Annotated in this window: 19 protein-coding genes and 2 pseudogenes; 14 read left to right on the forward strand and 7 right to left on the reverse strand. The window is 66.2% G+C overall.

The features are described 5' to 3' along the window. Positions 1-11: 11 nt before the first annotated feature. Positions 12-416, reverse strand: a pseudogene (locus tag JL101_RS31900) (IS701 family transposase); the annotation flags it as partial. Between the two features lie 46 nt (positions 417-462). Here JL101_RS31900 and JL101_RS37035 point away from each other — a divergent pair. Then, positions 463-582 (forward strand): annotated as a pseudogene (locus JL101_RS37035) (IS5/IS1182 family transposase); the annotation flags it as partial. A gap of 96 nt (positions 583-678) precedes the next feature. Here the strand turns inward: JL101_RS37035 and JL101_RS31910 are convergent. Further along, positions 679-1,293 (reverse strand): TetR/AcrR family transcriptional regulator, encoded by a 615-nt coding sequence (locus JL101_RS31910; protein ID WP_203102608.1) that lies wholly within the window; start codon positions 1,291-1,293, stop codon positions 679-681. A gap of 88 nt (positions 1,294-1,381) precedes the next feature. Here JL101_RS31910 and JL101_RS31915 point away from each other — a divergent pair, with 88 nt between their 5' ends. After that, positions 1,382-2,389: a hypothetical protein gene (locus JL101_RS31915; protein WP_203102609.1), complete on the forward strand. Its 1,008-nt coding sequence runs from the start codon at positions 1,382-1,384 to the stop codon at positions 2,387-2,389. A 300-nt stretch (positions 2,390-2,689) separates the two neighbouring features. On the opposite strand, the gene JL101_RS31920 is transcribed toward JL101_RS31915, so the two are convergent. The 4 genes from JL101_RS31920 to JL101_RS31935 all read right to left on the reverse strand — a co-directional run bounded on the left by JL101_RS31920 (position 2,690) and on the right by JL101_RS31935 (position 6,319). Beyond that, positions 2,690-4,180, reverse strand: coding sequence for a tripartite tricarboxylate transporter permease (locus JL101_RS31920; protein ID WP_203102619.1), 1,491 nt, complete (start codon positions 4,178-4,180; stop codon positions 2,690-2,692). 4 nt (positions 4,181-4,184) lie between these two features. Next, the gene (locus tag JL101_RS31925; protein WP_203102621.1) at positions 4,185-4,616 is read right to left on the reverse strand and encodes a tripartite tricarboxylate transporter TctB family protein; all 432 of its coding nucleotides are present in this window, start codon (positions 4,614-4,616) and stop codon (positions 4,185-4,187) included. After that, positions 4,613-5,584: a Bug family tripartite tricarboxylate transporter substrate binding protein gene (locus JL101_RS31930; RefSeq protein ID WP_203102623.1), complete on the reverse strand. Its 972-nt coding sequence runs from the start codon at positions 5,582-5,584 to the stop codon at positions 4,613-4,615. The genes JL101_RS31925 and JL101_RS31930 overlap by 4 nt, the downstream gene beginning before the upstream one ends. A gap of 69 nt (positions 5,585-5,653) precedes the next feature. Beyond that, complete coding sequence (locus tag JL101_RS31935) at positions 5,654-6,319, reverse strand: GntR family transcriptional regulator (RefSeq protein WP_203102625.1); 666 nt, start codon at positions 6,317-6,319, stop codon at positions 5,654-5,656. A 145-nt stretch (positions 6,320-6,464) separates the two neighbouring features. Between JL101_RS31935 and JL101_RS31940 the strand changes: the two genes are divergently transcribed. The 10 genes from JL101_RS31940 (at position 6,465) to JL101_RS31985 (ending at position 16,494) form a co-directional block, all read left to right on the forward strand. Beyond that, entirely contained in the window at positions 6,465-7,442 is a 978-nt protein-coding gene (locus tag JL101_RS31940) for a hydroxymethylglutaryl-CoA lyase (RefSeq protein WP_203102627.1), read from the forward strand. 9 nt (positions 7,443-7,451) lie between these two features. Further along, positions 7,452-8,690 (forward strand): CaiB/BaiF CoA transferase family protein, encoded by a 1,239-nt coding sequence (locus JL101_RS31945; RefSeq protein WP_203102629.1) that lies wholly within the window; start codon positions 7,452-7,454, stop codon positions 8,688-8,690. A gap of 236 nt (positions 8,691-8,926) precedes the next feature. Further along, a complete protein-coding gene (locus JL101_RS31950; RefSeq protein WP_203102631.1) occupies positions 8,927-9,901 on the forward strand; it encodes a DctP family TRAP transporter solute-binding subunit in 975 nt (324 codons plus the stop codon). 138 nt (positions 9,902-10,039) lie between these two features. Then, entirely contained in the window at positions 10,040-10,696 is a 657-nt protein-coding gene (locus JL101_RS31955) for a GntR family transcriptional regulator (protein ID WP_228435631.1), read from the forward strand. Then, positions 10,693-11,901, forward strand: a complete 1,209-nt coding sequence (locus JL101_RS31960; RefSeq protein ID WP_203102635.1) for a CaiB/BaiF CoA transferase family protein — start codon at positions 10,693-10,695, stop codon at positions 11,899-11,901. Before JL101_RS31955 ends, JL101_RS31960 begins: the two co-directional genes overlap by 4 nt. A gap of 34 nt (positions 11,902-11,935) precedes the next feature. Then, a complete protein-coding gene (locus JL101_RS31965; RefSeq protein ID WP_203102637.1) occupies positions 11,936-13,099 on the forward strand; it encodes an iron-containing alcohol dehydrogenase in 1,164 nt (387 codons plus the stop codon). Between the two features lies 1 nt (position 13,100). Continuing rightward, entirely contained in the window at positions 13,101-14,006 is a 906-nt protein-coding gene (locus tag JL101_RS31970; protein ID WP_203102648.1) for a hydroxymethylglutaryl-CoA lyase, read from the forward strand. Between the two features lie 51 nt (positions 14,007-14,057). Beyond that, complete coding sequence (locus JL101_RS31975) at positions 14,058-15,584, forward strand: aldehyde dehydrogenase (RefSeq protein WP_407697461.1); 1,527 nt, start codon at positions 14,058-14,060, stop codon at positions 15,582-15,584. Between the two features lie 338 nt (positions 15,585-15,922). Next, positions 15,923-16,159 carry an AbrB/MazE/SpoVT family DNA-binding domain-containing protein gene (locus tag JL101_RS31980; protein WP_203102650.1) on the forward strand — a complete coding sequence of 79 codons (237 nt, stop codon included), beginning with the start codon at positions 15,923-15,925 and terminating at the stop codon, positions 16,157-16,159. Further along, positions 16,159-16,494 (forward strand): type II toxin-antitoxin system PemK/MazF family toxin, encoded by a 336-nt coding sequence (locus JL101_RS31985; RefSeq protein ID WP_203102651.1) that lies wholly within the window; start codon positions 16,159-16,161, stop codon positions 16,492-16,494. The genes JL101_RS31980 and JL101_RS31985 overlap by 1 nt, the downstream gene beginning before the upstream one ends. A gap of 99 nt (positions 16,495-16,593) precedes the next feature. On the opposite strand, the gene JL101_RS31990 is transcribed toward JL101_RS31985, so the two are convergent. Continuing rightward, a complete protein-coding gene (locus JL101_RS31990) occupies positions 16,594-16,743 on the reverse strand; it encodes a hypothetical protein (protein WP_203102652.1) in 150 nt (49 codons plus the stop codon). A gap of 569 nt (positions 16,744-17,312) precedes the next feature. On the opposite strand from JL101_RS31990, the gene JL101_RS31995 reads away from it, so the two are divergent. Then, positions 17,313-18,821: a hypothetical protein gene (locus JL101_RS31995; protein ID WP_203102653.1), complete on the forward strand. Its 1,509-nt coding sequence runs from the start codon at positions 17,313-17,315 to the stop codon at positions 18,819-18,821. Positions 18,822-19,018: 197 nt separating this feature from the next. Next, entirely contained in the window at positions 19,019-20,602 is a 1,584-nt protein-coding gene (locus tag JL101_RS32000) for a sulfatase-like hydrolase/transferase (RefSeq protein WP_203102654.1), read from the forward strand. Positions 20,603-20,654 lie beyond the last annotated feature (52 nt).

Below are 20,654 nucleotides of genomic sequence, written 5' to 3' on the forward strand. Positions count from 1 at the left end.
GTCTGGTCGATCTCAATGGTCCACCGCGTTCCCGCGACATTCACCAGGGTGCTGATCGGCGTGTTCTCGGGGGCGAAGGTCAGGTAATACGTGAGCTTGTCCGGTTCGGTGAGGGAACGACGGACCAGCAGGCCACGGTTCCATCCAGGCTGAAGAGAGGAATACTCCCCGTAGGCCCAGTCGTACAGGCGTGCTCCCTTGGTGCCATCGCCGGCGCTCAGCCGCTGACAGTCCCCGGTCCCGAAGCGCGTCGCGGCGCGTTCCTCGACAGTATCGAAGCCGGACGGAGCACGCGGTTTGCCGGTCACCGCCAGGACGTAGCCGATCGGCTGGCGCTCCAGCCGCAGCCGCAGCGCGTAGCCGCCCCCATACACGCTGTCGGCCGTCACCCACGCGCACGGGACACCCGCCGCGATGGTCAGCGGTGAGGCCATCTCGGCCTGGAGGGCAGCGCCGCGGAAAATGCCGGTCGGTCAGGCGCGCCACTCGCGGACAGCGATCGAGACAGCCTTGATGGTCAGGCTGGTGTTTCACCAGTCGCTGTGCCAGACCGAGGGGCTGCTCGGATCGCTGCTGGACCTTCTGGGCATCGACCTCCCGGTTCCCGATCACACGACGATCAGCCGGCGGGCGGCATGCCTGACGCCGGCGCGGCGGACTGCCCTGCCGGATCCGCGGTCACCCCGCCGCGTGCAATCCGCCCCGGATCAGAGCCGCGAAAGTCTCGACGGCTTCCGCCTCCCCGCAACGGCCGCGTACCACCGCGGCCGACATCGCTTCGCCCGCGCCGACCAGACCGACGCAGAGACGCTCCAGATCGGGTGCCGGCAAGCTGCTGTGCGGCCGCAACACCGCCACGAACATCCGGACGCAGTTTTCGACCAGCTCCTGGAACACCGTCGCCTTGTCCTCGCTTCCCGCCAGCGCCGCCCCCACCGCGTGAAACTCTCCCTTCGTATCGGCGGCACATTTTATGTAGGCGTCCGCGAGGACCTCGCTGGTTTCCCGCAGGTCGCGCCGGTTGTCGGCCATCGCCTCCCGGAAAGCGTCGACCCGCTCGGTGTCGATCCACCTGTAGAGCTCGATCAACAGGCCCGACCGCGTTCCGAAGTGATCGTAGGCGACGGGCTTGGAAACGCTGGCACGCGCGGCCAGGTGCCCGAGCGTCAAGCGGTCCGCCCCCTCTTCGCGGATGATCAGGAGCGCCGTGTCGAGCAGCTGGCGCCGCCGCTCCTCCTTGCAGAGCCGCCGCGACGCCGTCCGGGGGGACGGACCGTGCGCAGTGCCCTTCACGTCATCGACCTCTTGCATAACCTACCATCAGTAGCTAGTCTGATTCCTACGATTGGTAGGTTATACCGTGACGCAAGGAGGCATAGCAATGTCATCGCATCCCATTCTGCTCGTCGGCGGTTCCGGAATCGTCGGCCACTGGACCGCACGCTTCCTGCGCGCCGCCCATGCCGACGTGCCGCTGCTGATCGGCGGCCGGGATCTTGCCAAGGCTCGGGAGGCCGCCGCCCGGCTTGGCAACGCGGAAGGGGTGGCGCTCGATCCCTCCGCCGACGATCTCGGCCTGGGCGACCGTCCGGTCGGTGCCGTCGCCGTCCTGTTCACCGACGAGAGGGTCGCCGGGCTGCGCTTCGCCCAGGCACGCGGCGTGCCGCACGTCAGCATCTCTCCCGGAATCGCCGAGATCGCGCCCGAGGTCGCGGCCTACATCCATAAGCCCGATGCCGCGCCGGTCGTGCTCGGCACCGAATGGCTGGTCGGCGCCACGACCGTCCCGACGCTCGAATTCGCCAAGGCGTTCGGCCGCGTCCATGACATCGCCATCGGCGCGCTGCTCGACGAGGAGGACGCCTTCGGCCCGGCGGCGGAAGCCGACCTGGAGCGTCAGACCAGGACCATGCCCGCAGCGCTTGCCCGTCGCGACGGCGCCTATGTCTGGCGCGTCGGCGACGACGCCAAGGGCAGCTTCCGCGCGGTGGACGGCACCGTGATGGAAGCGTCCGCCCTGTCCCCCAACGACGTCCTCGGCCTCGCGAACGCGACCGGTGCGCCGAACGTGCGGTTCGATCTCGCGGTCGGAGTGAGCTCCTCCCGCCGGCGCGGCGAACCGATGTCGACGGAGATCGTGATCGGGCTGGCCGGCGAGGACCATGCCGGCCGGCCGCTGCGCACCCGTCATGCCGTCGTTCACCCGCAAGGGCAGATGCCGCTGACGGGGCTGGGCGTCGCCATGGTCCTCGAACGGCTCGCCGGGGTCGATGGCAGGCCGTCACCCCCGCCGGGGCTCTATTTCCCGCACCAGCTGCTCGAACCCGCCGCCTATCTCGCCCGCCTCGACGGGATCGGCGCGCGCATTCTCGAACTGGAGGTGCCGTGATGCGCCAGGGTGCCGGTGCATGCGCCGGCGCCGTGAACGACACCCGGCCGACCGCAGACACCCGGAACGACCGGGCGGACGGCATATTCCTCGAAACCTCGGTCCGTACCGGCGATTTTGCGGCGACAGCCGGACCCATCCGGGTCATGCCTGTCCTTCACGGGCATCTTCGGGGTCATGAATGCCACTCCGGGGCGATGGCGGGGACCAGGAGCACGGCCATCGAGGCTATCGTCCGCACCGCCGTCGTCTCGGCCACGACGCCGGACAAGCCCACGGTCCGGGCGCCGTTCCGGACAGTCAGGAAAGTCTCTTCCTGACGGCGAACCCGACCGCGATGGCAAGCATGACCGCCGTGACCCCGTAGAGAGCCAGGGAAATCGGGCTCTGGAACAGGATCCCGACATCGCCGTCGCTGATGCTGAGCGCCCGTCGGAAACTGTTCTCCATATCGGCACCCAGCAGGAGGCCGAGAACGATCGGCACCAGGGAAATGTCGAGCTTGCGCAGCGCGAAGCCCAGGAGGCCGAAGCCGATCATGACCATCAGGTCGAAACTGCTGTGGCTGATCGAGTACACGCCGACGAAGCTGACCATCACGACGAGCGGCATGAGCACCCATGTCGGCAGCAGGAGCATCCGGGTGAACATCCCGACCATGGGCAGATTGAGCGCGAGAAGCACGACGTTGGCCACGTACAGCGCGGCGATCAGGCCCCACACGATATCGGGCTGACGCTCGAACAGCAGCGGGCCGGGCGTGATGTTGAGCGAGATCAGCAGGGCCAGCATGACCGCCGTGGTGCCGCTACCGGGAACCCCCAGCGTCAGCATCGGGATCAGCGCGCCGCCGGCCGCCGCGTTGTTGCCGGCCTCCGGTGCGGCGACCCCCCGGGGGTCTCCCTTGCCGAACGTACCGTTCTTGTCCGAGACGCGTTTCTCGGCGATGTAGGAGAGGAAGGCGCCCAGCGAAGCCCCGGCCCCGGGCAGGACGCCGGCTACGAAGCCGATCAGCGAGCCGCGCATCATCGCACCCAGGCTGATCCGGATATCGTTCAGCCTGGGGAGCACGCGTCCCACCCGGGGCATTTCGGCGGTGGGTTCGTGGGAGGTTTCCAGGAAGATCAGGACCTCGCTGATGGCGAACAGGCCGACGATCGCGACGATCGGGTCGAAGCCGTCGTAGAGTTCGAACTGGCCGAGCGTGAATCGCTGGACACCGCTGGCAGGGTCGAGGCCCACGGTCGCCAGGAGCAGCCCAAGGAAAGCGGCGATCAGCGTCTTGGCCGGGTTGGCGCCGGTTATGCCGCCGATCGTCGCGAACGCCATCACGTAGAGCGCGAAGTACTCGGTGGGCCCGAAATGGATGGCGGCGCCGGCAAGCAGCGGCGAGAACAGCGTCAGCCCGATCGTCGCCAGCGTGGCACCGACGAACGAGGCGACGGCCGATATGGCAAGAGCCTCGGAGGCCCTCCCGGACTTGGCCATGGGATAGCCGTCCAGGGTCGTCATGATCGCCGGTTCATCGCCCGGGATGTTGAGCATGATGCTCGATATGCGGCCGCCGTACATGCACCCGTAGTAGACGCACGACAGCAGTATCATCGACGAGGCCGGGTTGAGCTGCAGCGAGAAGGCCAGCGGGATCAGGATGGCGACGCCGTTGACCGGACCGATACCCGGCAGGGCTCCGATGATGGTCCCGATGAAGCAGCCGAATATGGCCAGGCCGAGGTTGCCCGGGGTCAGCGCTACCGCGAACCCGTCGAGCAGAGACGTCATGATGTCCATGGGGTTATCCGACGGTTTGGGGCCATAGCGGCAGCGGCAGGTCGAGGACCTGGTCGAACAGCACGAACAGCACGAGGGACAGGGCGGTACCGGTCGCGAGGGCCGGCAGCCAGCGCGCCCCGAGCAGCCGCGCCAGGAAGGTCACGCCGAGCAGGGTGGCCACCGGGAAGCCCAGCGTCTCCAGCAGCAGGGCGTATCCTCCCAGGACCGCGACCGCCAGAGCCTGGCGAAGCAAGGGCCGTCCTCCGGCCCATCGCGGGTTCGGATCCGGCCGCAGGATCAGGAACAGGCTCAGTATTCCGAGCGGCACCGCGAGCAGGCGCGGGAAGGCCGCGGGGCCGACCGGGTCCGAGAATCCGGCCTCGAAGCTCCCCGCGGTCACGAAGGCCCACGCCGCCAGTGCCGCGAACAGCAGTCCGGCGATGCGGTCGCTCACCTGATGATCCCGATCGCCTTGGAAATTTCCCGCATATCGGCGACCTGCTCGTTCACGAAGGCCTGGAACTCCTCGCCGCCGCGCCAGATCGGCACGAGACCCTTGGACGTGGCGGTTTCCTTCCACTCCTCGGACTCGTACAGGTTCTTGAGGATGTCGACCCAGCCCCGGTACGCCTCGTCGGATACCTCGCCGCCGGTGTAGAAGCCGCGCCAGTTATAGCCGGTCACGTCGATGCCCTGTTCCTTGGCGGTCGGCACGTCCGGGAAGGCGGGGATCCGCTCGTCGGAGAGTGCCGCGAGAATGCGGACGTCGCCGGACTCGACGAAGCCTGCAACCTCCCCGAGGTCGGTGACGACGGTGCCGACATGCCCGCCGAGCATCTGGGTCACCGCGGGCCCGCCGCCGTCGAACTGGACCCAGCGGATCTTCCGCAGGTCGGCACTGGTCACGCCGGTCTCCTGCGCGAGCATGAGGAGGCGGATATGGTCCCAGCCGCCGATGCCCGAAGATCCGGCGGCCACCACCGAACCCGGATCCGACTTCAGCGAGGCGAGAAGCTCGGCGAGGTTCCGGATCGGAGACTCCTTGGGAACCAGGACGACTCCGACATCGGTGCCCAGCATGCCGATCCAGCGCATGACGTCGGCATCGGCCGGGTACTTTCCCTGGGCGATCTGCGTGATGCCGACCGTGCTGGTGGCGACGATAAGGTTCTCTGCACCGGGACGCTTGGAAGCGACGTTGGCATAGGCGACGGCGCCGACGCCTCCCGCCATGTTGGTGACCTGCACCGGCCCGGGAACAAGGTTCTGGTCATAGAGCAGTTTGCCCACGGTGCGGCAGGTGAAATCCCAGCCGCCTCCCGGATCGGCCGGAGCGATGCATTCGACGTTCGCCGGCGTGAAGGCGCTCAGCGAAACTATCAAGGCGGCACCGCCGACGATGCGTTTCAGGGCCGTTATCATGATCTGGCGTTCCTCTCCATTTTTATCATTGAAGCGATGACGTTCCCGAGGAGGCGAGGCGGATCTCCCTCATGTCACGAGACGTTCGCGGGCACCGCCAAGCACCGAGCCGCGGAGCCTGGACTTGCGGATCTCGGTCTCGAACGCTGCCAGGACGGCATCGCGTCCCGATCGCACATGGGCGGCTATGGCCTGGACAGCCGCCTCGGCGTCTCCCGCCCGGATGAGCGTCACGATCCGGCTGTGCTCGCGATGCGCCGTGTCGCGGCCTTCGGGCGTACTGGCGAGCAGCCAGCGCGCGCGGTCGATGCGCAGCATGATGTCCTCGACCGCCCGGATGAGAAACGGGTTTCCGGACAGGCCGGCCAGCATGACATGCACGTCGCTGCCGATCCGGAACCATGTCTCGGGTGCCGCGTCGTGCAGCCCGCGATCGATCGTCGCCTGGATGGCATCCAGCTGTTCCGGCAGGGCGCGGGCGCAGGCCAGCCGCACAGCCTGCGATTCGACGATCTCCCGCCACTCGTAGACGGAGGCCAGCTCCCGCTCGCTGATCGGGGCGACGCGGTAGCCGCGGTGTTCGCGAACCACCAGCCCCTCGCGTTCCAGGCGCAGCAGCGCCTCGCGGATCGGTGTCCGCGAAGCGCCGACGAGCGCTTGCAGGTCCCGCTCGGAGACTCTCTCCCCAGGCACCAGGTCGAGTTCCAGGATGAGCTTGCGCAGCCGCGCAAACACCTGGTTTCCGATCTGCCTGCTGCCGTCGCCGTCGTTCCCCATCGAAAACCCTCGACTCCGCTCTGGCCTTGCGCCACCGGTTGGGTGTAGACGGTATGCCAAATTGGTCGACCACCGCAACCCCCAACGAGCCGAAAGGACGAGCATGCTAGAGCGCACGACTGACGATCAGACGATCCGTATGGAGGGCTTTCCCACCGAGGTCACGGTGATCGATGTCGGCCCGCGCGACGGGTTGCAGTCCGAGGCCGGATGGATTCCGACGGAAGAGAAGATCGCCCTGATCAACGGCCTGATAGACGCCGGGATCCGGCAGCTGGAGGCGACATCGTTCGTGTCGCCGCGGGCGGTTCCGCAGATGCGCGACGCCGCCGAGGTGATCGCCGGAATCGACCGGTCGAAGGGCGCGGCGCTGACCGCCCTGGTGCCGAACGCCCGGGGAGCCGAACGCGCCGCCGCCGCGGGGATCGACGCCATGGTGGTCTTCCTGTCCGCCTCCGAAAGCCATAACCGGAAGAATGTGAACCGTTCCGTCGCGCAATCCCTGGACGGCTTCGGCGAGGTATGCGGGGTCGCCGGCGAGGCCGGCATTCCCGTGTACGGCGCGATCGCGACGTCCTTCGGCTGTCCCTTCGAGGGCTCCGTTCCGGTAAGCCGGGTCGTGGACATCGCCAAGGCGTACCGGGACCTCGGCATCACCCGCCTGACGCTGGGCGACACGACGGGCATGGCGACACCCCCCATCGTCAAGGCGACCTGCCGCGCGCTGTGCCGGGAGTTGCCGGACATCGAGGTGACGCTTCACTTCCACAATACGCGCGGCGTCGGGCTCGCCTGCGTCTACACGGGGCTCGAGGAGGGGGTGACCCGCTACGAGGCGTCGATCGGGGGCCTTGGCGGCTGCCCCTTCGCCCCAGGTGCCACCGGGAACATCTGCACCGAGGACCTCGTCTACATGCTCGACGAGTGCGGGGTCCGCTCCGGCGTCGACCTCGCGCGCCTGGTGGAGGTCTCGCGACGGCTTGAGCGGGTTATCGGCCGGACGCTGCCGGGTCAGGTGATGAAGGCCGGGCCGCGGCTATCGCTCTATCCCGTCGACTCCGTCGCGACGGCTTGCGGTTGAGGTGAAGTCATGACCACTCCATTGGACGGCATCCGCGTCGTCGATCTCACGCGCGTCCTTTCGGGACCGTTCTGCACCATGCTGCTCGGCGACATGGGTGCCGAGGTGATCAAGGTCGAGCCGGAGAACGGCGACCCGGTCCGCGAACAGGGCACGATCCGCGAGGGCCTGAGCTGGTACTTCGCCAGCTTCAACCGCAACAAGAAGTCGATCGCGCTGGACCTCTACTCCGAGGAAGGAAAGGAGATCCTGGCCCGCCTGATCGCCACCGCCGACGTCCTGGTCGAGAATTTCAGGCCCGGCGTGCTGGCCAAGATGGGTTTCGGTCCCGAGCGCCTGGAGGAAATCAACCCCCGCCTGGTGACCTGCAGCGTCAATGGCTACGGCAGCACCGGCCCGTATGTCGACCGTCCCGCCTTCGACTTCATCGCCCAGGCGATGAGCGGCTTCATGAGCGTCAACGGGGCGGCCGACCAGGAGCCCATGCGCAGCGGTCAGCCGATCACCGATTTGGTGGCCGGCCTGTACGCCGCCTTCGGGATTTTGGCCGCCCTGCGGTCCCGCGACATGACCGGCCGGGGCCAGCGCGTCGAATCGGCGATGGTGAACGGGGCGGTCAGCCTGATGGCCTACCTGGCCTCCGAGTTCTTCGCGACCGGCCAGGTGCCGCCGCGAACCGGCAACGATCATCCCCTCGTGGCGCCATACGGGCTCTTCCAGGCATCCGATGGGGAGGTGGCCGTGGCACCCAGCAACGATGTCGTCCTCGGCCGTTTCCTGGGAGCGCTGGACCTGCGGGACTTGTTGAGCGATCCGCGCTTCGACGACAATCCGAAGCGCTTCGGCCGGCGCGCCGAGCTGAAGACGATCATCGACGAGCGCATGCGGACCCGCAGCCAGGCGGAGTGGATCGCCAAGCTAAACGCCGTCGGCGTTCCCTGCGGCAAGGTGCAGGACCTGGCCGAAGTCTTCGCCGATCCCCAGGTCAGGGCGCAGGAAATGGTGATCGACGTCGACCACCCGGGCGCCGGAACGGTCCGCATGCTGGGCTTTCCGGTCAAGCTCGCCGGGACGCCGTGCCGCGTTCTCCGTCCGGCACCGCCGCTCGGCGGCGACACGGGCGACGTGCTTCGGTCGATCGGCCTTTCCGAGAAGGAGATCGGCGATCTGGAGGCGGCGCGGATCGTGCGGGTCGCGGCCGAACCGCAGGGTCATTACATGCCGCGGAAGCCCGAGCCCGCGCCGTGACGGTGCCCGCGAAGCGGACGGCGGGCACGGCGCCGAAAGGATAGTATGGAAACCAACTTTTTCCGTTGATTCGGTATTCCCCTTGGTATACCAGTCGGTATGCGGACTCGCGGACCGGTCCGAAGACCGCGCGCACGAACAAGAACGGCCGCGGCCGCCCGGCGTGACCAACGCCCGGGAGAAGACAAGGCCCGGCCGTACAAGGGCCAGATAAGGGCCAGACAAAGGGAGGAAGAATGAAAACGAGCATCCTGGCGATCGCAGCGGCCGTCGCCCTGTTCACATCGCCCGTCCACGCGCAGAAGCTGCAGCTGTCGCACAATGCGGCGCCCGGCAATCCTAAATCCGACGCGTCGCTGCTGTTCGCGAAACTCGTCGCCGAGAAGACCGAGGGGCGCGTCCAGATCGATGTCGGAGGCAGCGCGCAGTTCGGCGAGGACGCCGAGGCGCTGACCAACATGCGCCTCGGGACCATGGCCTTCAGCGCGAACTCCCAGGGCACGACATCCGGCGTGGTTCCCGAGATCGCCGTGCTGGGCCTGCCGTTCCTCTTCCAGGACCTGCCCCAGGCCTGGAAGGTCGTGGACGGCCCCGTCGGCGAAACCATCAGGAAGGCGGCGGATCCCATGGGGCTGGTCGTCCTGGCCTACTGGGACAACGGCATCCGGCACACCAGCAACAATGTCCGCCCGATCGAGAAGCCCGCGGACCTCGCTGGCATCAAGGTCCGCACGCCTCCCGATCCGATGACGGTCGACATCTTCAAGGCTCTCGGCGCCAACCCGACGCCGCTGGCCTTCTCCGAACTCTACATCGCCCTCCAGCAGGGGGTGGTCGACGGCCAGGAAAACCCGCTGATCAACATCTACTCCTCGAAGCTCCACGAGGTGCAGAAATACATCTCCCTGACCAGCCACAAGTACGAGACCACGGTCCTCCTCGCCAGCAAGGTCGTCTTCAACACCTTCTCCGACAAGGACAAGGAAGCGATCCGGGCCGCGGCCAAGGAAGCCGGCGAGTTCAACCGCCAGCGTTCGCTGAACGACGAGATCGAACTCCGCAAGACGATCGAGGCGACCGGGGTCCGGTTCAACGAGGTGGACACCGGGCCCTTCGTGGAGAAGACGAAGCCGGTCTATGACCTGTGGCGCGCCAAGTTCCCCGACCTTGTGGACCTGGTCGTCAAGGAAGCGGCCGCGGCCAGGCAGTGATGCGGCAAGGGATGCCGGGCTCTCTCCTTGCCCGGCGTTCCTTTCCCACGCTGGAAGACGGGCACCGGCGGCGCGAGGCGGCGAAATCGCGGGACCACCCTGCCCGCCCCGACAATGAGGATACTGACTGTGTCACAGATGCACAGCGTGTACGAACAGATGCGCGAGAACATCCTGTCGCTTGGCATGAAGCCGGGAGAGAGGTTCAGCGAACGCACCCTGGAAAGCCGTTTCGAGGCTTCCAGGACGCCGATCCGGGCGGCTCTCTCCCGTCTCGAGGGCGAGGGGCTGGTGTGTCGCGACGAGCGCGGCTGGTCGGTCACCCCGATCTCCTTCGGCGAGATCGAGCAGGTCTCGGAATTCAGGCGCTGCATCGAGCGCGACGCGATCGCGCTGGCCTGCGAGCGGGCGGATCCCGGCCATATCGACGTCGTCGTCGAGATGGTGACCTCCTGCACGATCGACGGGCCCAGGGCCGAGTGGCATCGTGTCGGCACGGAGCTTCACGTCGAGATCGCCCGCATGAGCGGAAACGCGTTCTTCGTCCGGGCGATCGAGGACGTCATGCTCAGGCTGGCGCGGGCGCGGTGGCTCGAGGTCTGGACGGCCGAGGGGCGAGAACGCTCGATCCGCGAACACCTGCACATCCTGGAGCTGATCCGCGAGCGACGGCGCGACGAGGCCGTGGAGGCGATCACGACCCACGCGTCCGATGCCTGCCGGCGAAGCCTGGCCGCTCTCATGGGAGACACGAAGCAGCGCCGCGGGCTCGCCATCGTCGGAGGATTCGCATGAGCGCGCGAACGGGCGCCGGCCCGCTTGGCGGTATCAAGGTCATCGAGCTGGGCGCGTTCATCGCCGGCCCGTTCTGCGGACAGATCCTCGCCGACCTCGGCGCCGACGTCGTCAAGGTCGAGCCGCCGTCCGGCGGGGACGCCATGCGGCAGTGGGGCGCCGTGCAGCGGGACGGCAAATCCCTCTGGTGGCCGGTGATCGCCCGCAACAAGCAGTCGGTCACGCTCGACCTGCGCACCGCGGACGGCCAGGAGATCGTCCGCAAGCTCGCGCGGGAGGCCGACGTCCTCATCGAGAACTTCAGGCCCGGCACGCTGGAGAAGTGGAACCTCTCTCCCGAGGCGCTCCAGGCGGACAACGAGCGCCTGATCGTCGGCCGGGTATCGGGATTCGGCCAGACCGGGCCTTACCGGAACCGCGCCGGGTTCGGCGCCATCGCGGAAGCCATGGCCGGCCTGCGAAACCTCGCGGGATATCCGGACCAGCCGCCGCCGCGGGTCGGGGTCTCGATCGGCGATTCCCTGGCGGGCATGTTCACCGCCATCGGCATCCTGGCCGCCCTGGAAGCCAGGCACGGGTCCGGGCGGGGCCAGACGGTGGATGTCGGCATCACCGACAGCATCCTGGGCGTCCTGGAGAGCGTGGTGTCGGAATACAGCGCCACCGGAGCGATCCGCCGGCGCACCGGCTCGACGCTGCCCGGGATCGCGCCCTCCAACCTCTACCCGACCGGAGACGGCTCCTGGATCCTGATCGCCGGCAACGGGGACGGCATCTTCCGCCGCTTGGCGACGGCCATGGGGCGGCCGGAACTCGGCGAGGATCCCCGCTACGCCACGCACCGCGAGCGGGGCATCCGCCAACGGGAGCTGGACGATCTGATCGCGTCGTGGACCCGGACGCGCACCATGGCCGACCTGCTGGACCTCATGGAGGAGCACGGCGTTCCCGCCGGTCCCGTCAGCGATGCCGCTGATGTCGCGGGCAACCCGCACTTCCGGGAACGCGGATCTGTCGTCGATATCGAGACCGAGGATTACGGGACCCTCGCCATGCAGGGCGTCGTGCCGCGGCTTTCGGAAACACCGGGGACGATCCGCTGGGTCGGACCACCCCTTGGCGCCCACACCGACAGGATCCTGGCCGATCGGCTGGGCCTGGACGAGCAGGCCCTGGCGGGTCTGCGCGCCCGCGGCGTGATCTGAGCGACGCCTGAAAAGAACAAAGGAGAAAACGACAATGGCGAGTCCGACGGTATTCACGGCGATCCAGCGGCTGGTCCACGGCCGCGGCGTCATCGCCCAGCTTCCGGCCGAGATCGACCGCCTGCACGCGCGCAAGATCCTCATCGTCACGGACCCGGGCCTGGTGAAGGCCGGGATCGCCCCGCGCGTGACGGAACTGCTGGGCGGGCGCCGCGGCGATCTCTTCACCGAGGTCGAACCGGATCCGAGCATCGAGACGGTCATCGCCTGCGCCGAAACGGTGCGCCGGGAGGGCTACGATCTCATCGTCGGCCTGGGCGGCGGCAGCGCGCTCGACGTGGCCAAGTGCGCCTCGGTCCTGGCCCGCAACGAGGGCGACGTGGCGCAGTACCTGGGGATCGACAAGGTGGAGCGCCCCGGCGTGCCGAAGATCCTGATCCCGACCACGTCGGGAACCGGCAGCGAGGTCACCAACGTCGCCGTCCTGAGCCTGAAGGCCGACAAGACGAAGAAGGGAATCGTCAGCCGCCACCTTCTCGCCGATACGGCCATCCTGGACCCCGAACTCACCCTTGGCCTGCCGCCGGCGGTCACCGCCTCCACCGGCATGGACGCGCTGACCCACGCGATCGAGGCCTATGTTTCCCGCTTCGCCCAGCCGCTCACCGACGACTTCGCGCTGAAGGCCATCCGCATGATCGCCTCGTCGCTGCGGACGGCGGTCCACAACGGCCGGAACATCCAGGCCCGGGAGAGCATGCTGACGGCCAGCCTCTACGCGGGCCTCGCCTTCGGCAGCGCCGCCACCGGCATGGTGCACGGGCTGGCCATGCCTCTGGGCGGGCGGTTCAACGTCCCCCACGGCGTCGCGAACTCGGTCCTGCTGCCGTACGTGATGCGCTGGAACATGGTGAGCGCGCTGGACCGCTACCGGGACATCGCCATCGCGATGGGGGAAAAGGTCGAACAGCTTCCCGTCCGCACGGGCGCCGAACGGGCCGTCCTTGCCGTCGAGGCCCTGTCGCGCGACATCGGCATCCCGGCTTTCCTGGATGACCTGGACATTCCGCGCTCGGCGATCGAATCCCTGGCGTCCGACGGCATGACGAACAGCCGGCAGGTGCTGCCCAACCCTCGCGACGTCACCTACGAAGGCCTTGTCGGCATCCTTGAGGACGCCTTCAGGAAGGAAGCCTGACATGCGCATCCCCTCTTCCGTCTCGATGATCGAGGTCGGCCCGCGCGACGGCCTTCAGAACGAGAAGCAGATGCTTCCGACCGACGCCAAGATCACGCTCGTCCGCAGGCTCGCGGCCGCGGGGTTCCGCGAGATCGAGGTGACCTCCTTCACGCACCCGAAATGGATCCCGAACCTGGCGGACGCCGAGGAGGTGGTCAGGGCCGTCGGCGATCTGGACTTCAAGGCCTTCGCCCTGGTGCCGAACCGCCGCGGGCTCGACCGCGCCGTCGGGGCCGGGATCAAGGGCGTGACCTTCGTCTTCTCCGCCACCGACGGCCACAACAAGCGCAACCTCAACCGGACGACCGAGGACTCGATCAGCGAGATCCTCGTCCTGGAGGATGAGACGCGGCGCATGGGACTGGATACCCGCATCTCGCTCTCGGTCGTCTTCGGCTGCCCCTTCGAGGGCGATGTCCCGGAGGAACGGATCCTGTCGATCGTCGGACGGCTCGCGGACGCCGGCTCCACCCGGATCGGGCTGTGCGACACGATCGGCGTCGCCGACCCTGCGCAGGTCCACCGCCTGTGCGCCCGCCTCATCGGGCAGTTCCCGGCGGTCTCGTTCGAGCTTCATCTCCACGACACCCGGGGCCGGGCGCTCGCCAACATGCTGGCGGGCCTCGATGCCGGGATCACCACCTTCGACGCGGCGGTCGGAGGACTGGGCGGCTGTCCCTATGCTCCCGGAGCCACCGGCAACGTGGCGACCGAGGACGCGGTCTCGATGCTGGCCGCCATGGGCGTGCGGACGGGGATCGACGAGGGCGCCCTGCTCCACGCGGCTTCCCTGCTGGCCGACTGGCGGGACCGCCCCCTGGACAGCGCCACCTGGCGTACCAGCATGGCCTGCAAGGCCGCCTGAAACGGTTATCACCCGCCGGCGCGCGGCAACGAAGAACGAGCGAGAAACAGGATGACACCCAGCACACCCCATGAGTCCCAGGGTCCCGGCAAGGACGGCCTGGTCCGCTACGACATGCTGATCGGCGGCGAATGGACGGCGGCCCGGTCCGGCGAGGTCTTCGAAACCCAGAACCCCTATACCGGGAAGACCTGGGCGCTGATCCCGCGCGGCGGCGAGGCGGACGTGGACCGCGCCGTCGAGGCCGCCCACGCCGCCTTCAACGGCGACGCCTGGAGGTCGATCAACGCGACCGGACGCGGAGCCCTGCTGCGCAAGCTCGGCGACGCCCTGGCCGACCATGCCGAGCGCCTCGCCCATATCGAAGTCCGGGACAACGGCAAGCTCCTGACCGAGATGCTCGGCCAGACCAACTACATGCGGCAGTGGTATTATTACTTCGGCGGCCTGGCCGACAAGGTCGAGGGCGCCGTGCTGCCGATCGACAAGCCCGGCAACTTCACCTACATCCGGCACGAGCCGATCGGCGTCGTCGGCGCCATCATCCCCTGGAACTCCCCGCTGTTCCTGACCGCCTGGAAGCTGGCCCCGGCACTCGCGGCCGGCAACACCGTCGTCGTGAAGCCGTCGGAGTTCACGTCCGCCTCCATGCTGGAGTTCGCCCGGATCTTCGAATCCGTCGGCTTTCCGCCCGGCGTCCTGAACGTGGTGACCGGCTTCGGCGCGGAGGTGGGGCAGCGCCTGGTCGAGCACCCCCTGGTCTCCAAGATCGCCTTCACGGGATCCGAGACCACGGGCAAGCGGATCTACCAGGCCGCGGCCGCGACCCTGAAGCGCGTGACCCTGGAGCTCGGCGGCAAGTCGGCGAACATCGTGCTTGCCGACGCCAACCTGGACAACGCCGTGAAAGGCGTCGTCTCCGGCATCTTCGCCGCCAGCGGCCAGACCTGCATCGCCGGCTCGCGCCTGCTCGTCGACCGCCGGATCCATGACGAGTTCATCGGTCGGCTGGTGGCGTTCGCGCGCACCGCGACGCTCGGCGACCCGATGCTGCCGACGACCCAGGTGGGCCCGGTCACGACCAAGCCGCAGCTCGAGAAAGTCCTCTCCTACCTGGACATCGCGCGGAACGAGGGGGCCGAGGCCGTGCTCGGCGGCCGGCAACCGAGCGATCCCCAACTGAGCGGCGGCTGGTTCGTCGAGCCCACCATCTTCACCGGCGTCAACAACACCATGCGCATCGCCCGCGAGGAGATCTTCGGGCCGGTGCTGTCGGTCATCCCCTTCGAGGACGAGGACGAGGCCGTCTCGATCGCCAACGACTCACCCTACGGCCTCGGCGCCGGATTGTGGACCGAGAGCATCTCGAAGGCCCACACGCTGCCGAACCGGCTGCAGACCGGCATGGTCTGGGTCAATACCTACCGGGCGACGAGCTACATGGCGCCGTTCGGCGGGTACAAGCAGAGCGGCATCGGGCGGGAAAGCGGACAGGAGGCGATCAAGGAGTACCTGCAGACCAAGACCGTCTGGATCTCGACCGAGACCGAGGTGCCGAATCCCTTCGTGATGCGCTGACGTCGCGAGGATACCGACGGCAGGAAACGGGCAAGCCCCGATCCTGCGAAACTCAAGGTAGCATCCAGATTCAAGGATGGCCTTGAGCCGGCCGGGGCGGGCGAGCCCGCCTCGGCATGCGGCTTTCAGCTTCAGGAGGCCGGGCTCCATACCCGCCACACCCGATGAACGCCGGATGCATCCCGATCCATGCGCCGACGTCTTCACGAGCATCTGTCCGGAAAGACCCCTCCTGCATGGCGTCCGGCGACCTTGCCGGAAGTCGGGGAAACCGGAATCCGTGTAGCCTTCCCACCCTGCGCCGATGTGTATCCATCGTATCTACGCCGAGAGATCAGATGCGTACTGAAATCGCTAAATGGGGCAATAGCCTGGCGGTGCGCCTGCCGAAGCGGATCATCGAGCAGGCCGGGCTCACGGAAGGCGCGGCCATCGAACTGGCCGTTGAGTCTGGCGCGGTCGTCCTGCGTCCAGCTCGGCCGCGCTACACCATCGATGAGCTGCTGGCTGGCATGACACCGGAGAACCAGCACGAGAGCTTCGATGATGGCCCGGTCGGCCACGAGCTGATCTGATGGCCGTGCCAGGTCGCGGCGATCTGGTCTGGATCGATTCTACGCCCAACGCGGTCCACGAGCAGGCCGGGCGACGACCGGCTCTGGTGCTCTCGCCCCGGGAGTACCACCGACTCACGAAATTCGCCGTCGTGTGCCCGATCACCAGCACGATCAAGGGGCACCCTTTCGAGGTCGTTCTGCCCATGGGCCTGGGTTTCTCCGGTGCCGTGCTGACCGACCAGGTCAAAAGCATCGACCGCAATGCAAGGCGGATCGAACCGGTTGGGAAGGCGCCCGACAGTGTGATCCAGGAGGTGCTGGCTCGGATCGGCCCTCTGCTCGGAATTCAGTAATCCCGGCTCTTTTGAACCGCACCGGGTTTACCGGACGCCGGCAATCTTGGTCCACCCGCATTTCCGGTGCAACGCGAACGCGCCGAAGGGTGAGGATAATCACATAAGGGAAAACGCCTTTTCTCCGCGATCGATCTGGAATGCAACCGGCCGATCGACCTGCTGCCCGCCCGCCAAGGTGACGCGGTCGCGGCCTCGCTGAGGGATCGTCCAGGCACTGAGACGCTGTGCGGTCGTGATCTTCTGCATGCAGCAGATCGGCCCGGTGCTGGCGGATCCGCTTCTCCAGATCGGCGACCATGTCCGACAACTCGGCCCGCTTGTCCTTCAGCGCCGCAACGACAGGTGCCTCGGCCATGACGACTATTCTCTTGATGGCAAAAGAGTATGGCCATCAGCTCAAAAACCCTGGGCGCCCCGGTACCCGGCGGCGAATGCTGCATAAGGCCGTCATTCCGCGGTGAAACCCTCGATCCGGAAGCGTTTGCGTCCTCCCTGACTGGCGAGACGCGTGGTGGACCACGATTCAGGACAGAAAAATCGATAATCAAAGAGCGATGTACACCGGGTATACATCGAATAAGACGTAGACATTCTTGCTACAGATTAGTGATTCTGCCAGTGGTTTCCAAGGTGCCTCGCATATCTTGAAGTCCCACTGAACGCGCTCTTTCACTCGGCGGGCGAATTTTTGCACCCTTGGCGATCTCGGTAGAGCGTATTATTCAGAGGCTACATTGCGCAATGCCCTTTGCAGTGTGATCGACGATGTGGACGACCGCGGAAGCGCGAGAATACCGGCGGTCGGATGGCTGCTCTTGTTCACCGTCGTCGCGGCCATGCCCTTGACGATAGTGGAACTGCCGCCGTTCAATGACTATACCAATCATCTGGTCCGCCTGCGGATGATCGCCCAATGGGGGGCCGATCCCTACCTGGACGATTTTTATCAGATCGTGTGGGCCGTCGTTCCGAACTTGGCGATCGATCTGATCCTCCCGCCTGTGATCCAGCTCGTCGGGGAGTTCGCGGCCGGCAAGCTATTCATCGTCAGCCTGTTCGTCCTGCAGATGACCGGCATCGCGGCGATCCAGCGCGCCACCTATGGCAGGGTGACGGTTGCTCCCCTGCTCGGCACCCTTTTCCTGTACAACCTGTGCCTGCTTTATGGATTGATCAATTATCTCCTGTCGGTCGCCTTGGCATTGTGGGCGGTCGCCGGCTGGCTTCATCTCCGGCATCGGGGGCTTGCCCTGCGTTGGGCCTATCTGCTGGTCGCCTATGGCGTGCTCTTCCTGACGCATCTTTCCGGCGTCGGCCTGTTCGGTTTGGCCTTGGGATGCATTGAACTGAGCGCGCGCCCGATAACGCGCAGCTCGTTCCCGCGACATGCAATCCGGATACTGGTTTCTCTCGGCCCCTCCCTTCTCATCGTCCCGGTATTGATGTCCCTGGGATCCGCGACCGATCTGGCGGCGAGCGAGACGCGTTGGCTCCTGCACCGCAAGAGACTCGCTCTCGACTGGCTTGTTGGAAGCTACTATCCGGTGCTGGATCTTGCCTTCGCCGCCGCCCTGGCCGCCGTCGCGTTCTGGGCGTTGCGGCGCCGGATCATGATCGTCGACCGCCCCGGCATCCTGCTGCTGATTTTCGGCGCGGGGCTGTTCGCCGTCGTCCCTTTCACCCTGCTTGGCGCCGTCTTTTCCGACCTCCGCCTGGTCATAGGCATCCTGTTCCTGACATTGGGCTTCGTCCGCCTGGAATTCGAGAACGCCCGGCAGGTCCGCGTTTTCCTCGCCGGTATAAGCGGCTTGCTGCTGCTGAGGGTCGGCAGCGTCGCGGTCGCGTTCCTGACGATGTCGCCGATCATCGGCGAGTTCCGCCAATCTCTCGCCAACATCCGGCCCGGCAGCCGGGTCATGGTGATGGCCGACGACCGGCATCACCGATCCCGATTGCTGTGGACCACGGGCTACGCCGAGGACAGGGACGTCTTCTTCGCGTTGAACCAGGCCCCGGCGCTGGTGGTCACCCACAGGTCAAGTTATGTACCCATCGTCTTCGCGCAGCCCGGAAAACAGATTCTCGAAGTCCGGCCGGAATACAGGGATCTCCGCAATCCGGAAGACCAGGCGCCGCTGGTCCGCCACCTCCAGAAACGTCCTTCGCCCGAAACCCAGGATCCAGGCCAACGCTTCAAGGATTGGCAGAGGCGGTTCGACTATCTGTACGTCCTGTTCACGCGGCCCGACGATCCCGCTCCCTTTCCCAACCTGGAACTCCTCGCCCAGGGCCAGCACTTCCGGCTTTATCGCCTGCCGCACTGAGGGAAGGGTGTGACGAGACAGCTGAGTCTCCTTGACGACGGGGTGCCGCCGTCTGCCGTGTTTCCCGCAGGCTGTCGGGTCCATGAACCCAACTTACGGCCTGGGTCCAGACGCCGGGTGACTACTAGCGATGAACTTACCGACGTGACATTGCAAAGGATAGCCATCGCGTCCAGCCGGCAATTTGGATCAAGCCCATGAAATCCTGGAATTTCCCACTCTACCCGCTGTTGATGGCCGGCTACTGCCCGATTTACATGATGGCGGCGGATCAGGGTATGACCGACGTCGTCAATGTGATCAGGCCGACGATTGCCTGCGTCCTGCTGGCACTGCTCCTGATGGTAATTCTCAGCGCCATGCTACGCGATCGGGACCGTGCCGCCTTCTGGGTGGCGATGATTGTCGGCCTGATCTTTGGGGGCAAGTTCGCCCAACGGATCATCGCCCGTGTAATCGAAGGCGCCACGGAACCCGTGGCGGAACTCTTTATCTTGGCAGGGATGACGGCAGTTGCAGTCCTGCTTGCGATCTTTGTCAGGCCCGGTCACAACATGACCCGCATTGCCAACGTCATAGCGGCCGTGATGGTGATCTTTCCGACCACGGCTCTGCTGCAGCGCGAGTTCAGCTTCTCCGGCGCCGCGGCTGACACGCGCTTGAGTTTACCGGAAAGCTCCGGATTTCATGGCGCCATGGATACCGGTATTCGACCGAACATCGTCCATGTCGTTCTCGACGGCTATTCGCGGCAGGATGTCCTGGCAGATCTGTACGAATTCGACAACACACCCTTCCTGAACAGGCTGCGCGACATGGGGTTCGCCGTGGCAGACCGGGCCACGACGCCGTTCAATCAAACATTACTGGTCATGAGCAGCATCTTTTCAGGTACGATGCTGGAGGGCAGCCAGCGTGCCCAGTCGGGAATCGAGCTGCGCGATACTGTCCGGAGTTATCTCCGCCACAATCCAGTAATGGAAACCCTTTCGCGGCTTGGGTATCGGACCGCTGCCGTGGATGTCCGCTACGATCCCGTCAGGATGGATTTCCTCGATCAATTACTGGAAGCCAACGCGATCACTAATTTCGAGGCGGCAGTCTTCCAACGCACCTCGCTCTATTTCATAGCCTATAATTTGGGTCTTGCGAGCCCCAGCATCTCGCACGAGGTTTTCACGAAGCCTTATGAATCTGAACTGACCGACCCATTCTTCCTGTATGTCCACCTGCTGGCACCTCATCCGCCATTCGACGTGAACAGGCATGGCCAAGCCATCAGACCGGAAGGCGGTCACAGGGGAATGGTGGATGGCAATCACCTGACGGACAACAGTGATCATCGGCGTGAACTCTACCAGCGTGGCTATGTCGAAAAGCTGGAGTTCGTCAACCAAGGCGTCCTGTCGATGGTCAGGCGCATCATCAGCCGGGCCATCGAGCCCACTGTCATAATCATCCATGGCGATCATGGCGGCGGGCTTCACCTCAATCACGCCAATCTGGCCGACACCTGCGTCCAGGAACGGTTTTCGCCTCTTGTCGCCGTCTATGCCAGCGATGATCGACTGCAGCGCGCCCTTCCAACCGACCTGAACTTGGTGAACCTCTACCGGGTCGTCTTCAACACATACTTCGGGACGGAGATGCCGCTTCTGCCGAACCGGAGCGTCTTCGCCAACTGGATGAATCCTGCCCGGCAACAGACGGTGCCGTCGGAGCGTCTCACCGCGGCACCGGGGCTTTGCACGCAAGTCGAGGCCAGCCCACTCCAGAAATAATCTGCCGGCGTAGCTTGCTCTGGTGCAGGGAGGCGGGAAAGCGGATTGTTGC

The sequence above is a fragment of the Skermanella rosea genome (assembly GCF_016806835.2).
In the GTDB taxonomy this organism is placed as follows: domain Bacteria; phylum Pseudomonadota; class Alphaproteobacteria; order Azospirillales; family Azospirillaceae; genus Skermanella; species Skermanella rosea.

Bases quoted from the DNA above. Each gene is read 5' to 3' on its own strand.
- JL101_RS31980 (WP_203102650.1), top strand. From the start codon at position 15,923: ATGCGTACTGAAATCGCTAAATGGGGCAATAGCCTGGCGGTGCGCCTG.
- JL101_RS31950 (WP_203102631.1), top strand. From the start codon at position 8,927: ATGAAAACGAGCATCCTGGCGATCGCAGCGGCCGTCGCCCTGTTCACA.
- JL101_RS31945 (WP_203102629.1), top strand. From the start codon at position 7,452: ATGACCACTCCATTGGACGGCATCCGCGTCGTCGATCTCACGCGCGTC.
- JL101_RS32000 (WP_203102654.1), top strand. From the start codon at position 19,019: ATGAAATCCTGGAATTTCCCACTCTACCCGCTGTTGATGGCCGGCTAC.
- JL101_RS31920 (WP_203102619.1), bottom strand. From the start codon at position 4,180: ATGGACATCATGACGTCTCTGCTCGACGGGTTCGCGGTAGCGCTGACC.
- JL101_RS31955 (WP_228435631.1), top strand. From the start codon at position 10,040: ATGCACAGCGTGTACGAACAGATGCGCGAGAACATCCTGTCGCTTGGC.
- JL101_RS31965 (WP_203102637.1), top strand. From the start codon at position 11,936: ATGGCGAGTCCGACGGTATTCACGGCGATCCAGCGGCTGGTCCACGGC.
- JL101_RS31990 (WP_203102652.1), bottom strand. From the start codon at position 16,743: ATGCAGAAGATCACGACCGCACAGCGTCTCAGTGCCTGGACGATCCCT.
- JL101_RS31970 (WP_203102648.1), top strand. From the start codon at position 13,101: ATGCGCATCCCCTCTTCCGTCTCGATGATCGAGGTCGGCCCGCGCGAC.
- JL101_RS31915 (WP_203102609.1), top strand. From the start codon at position 1,382: ATGTCATCGCATCCCATTCTGCTCGTCGGCGGTTCCGGAATCGTCGGC.
- JL101_RS31985 (WP_203102651.1), top strand. From the start codon at position 16,159: ATGGCCGTGCCAGGTCGCGGCGATCTGGTCTGGATCGATTCTACGCCC.
- JL101_RS31975 (WP_407697461.1), top strand. From the start codon at position 14,058: ATGACACCCAGCACACCCCATGAGTCCCAGGGTCCCGGCAAGGACGGC.
- JL101_RS31930 (WP_203102623.1), bottom strand. From the start codon at position 5,584: ATGATAACGGCCCTGAAACGCATCGTCGGCGGTGCCGCCTTGATAGTT.
- JL101_RS31960 (WP_203102635.1), top strand. From the start codon at position 10,693: ATGAGCGCGCGAACGGGCGCCGGCCCGCTTGGCGGTATCAAGGTCATC.
- JL101_RS31940 (WP_203102627.1), top strand. From the start codon at position 6,465: ATGCTAGAGCGCACGACTGACGATCAGACGATCCGTATGGAGGGCTTT.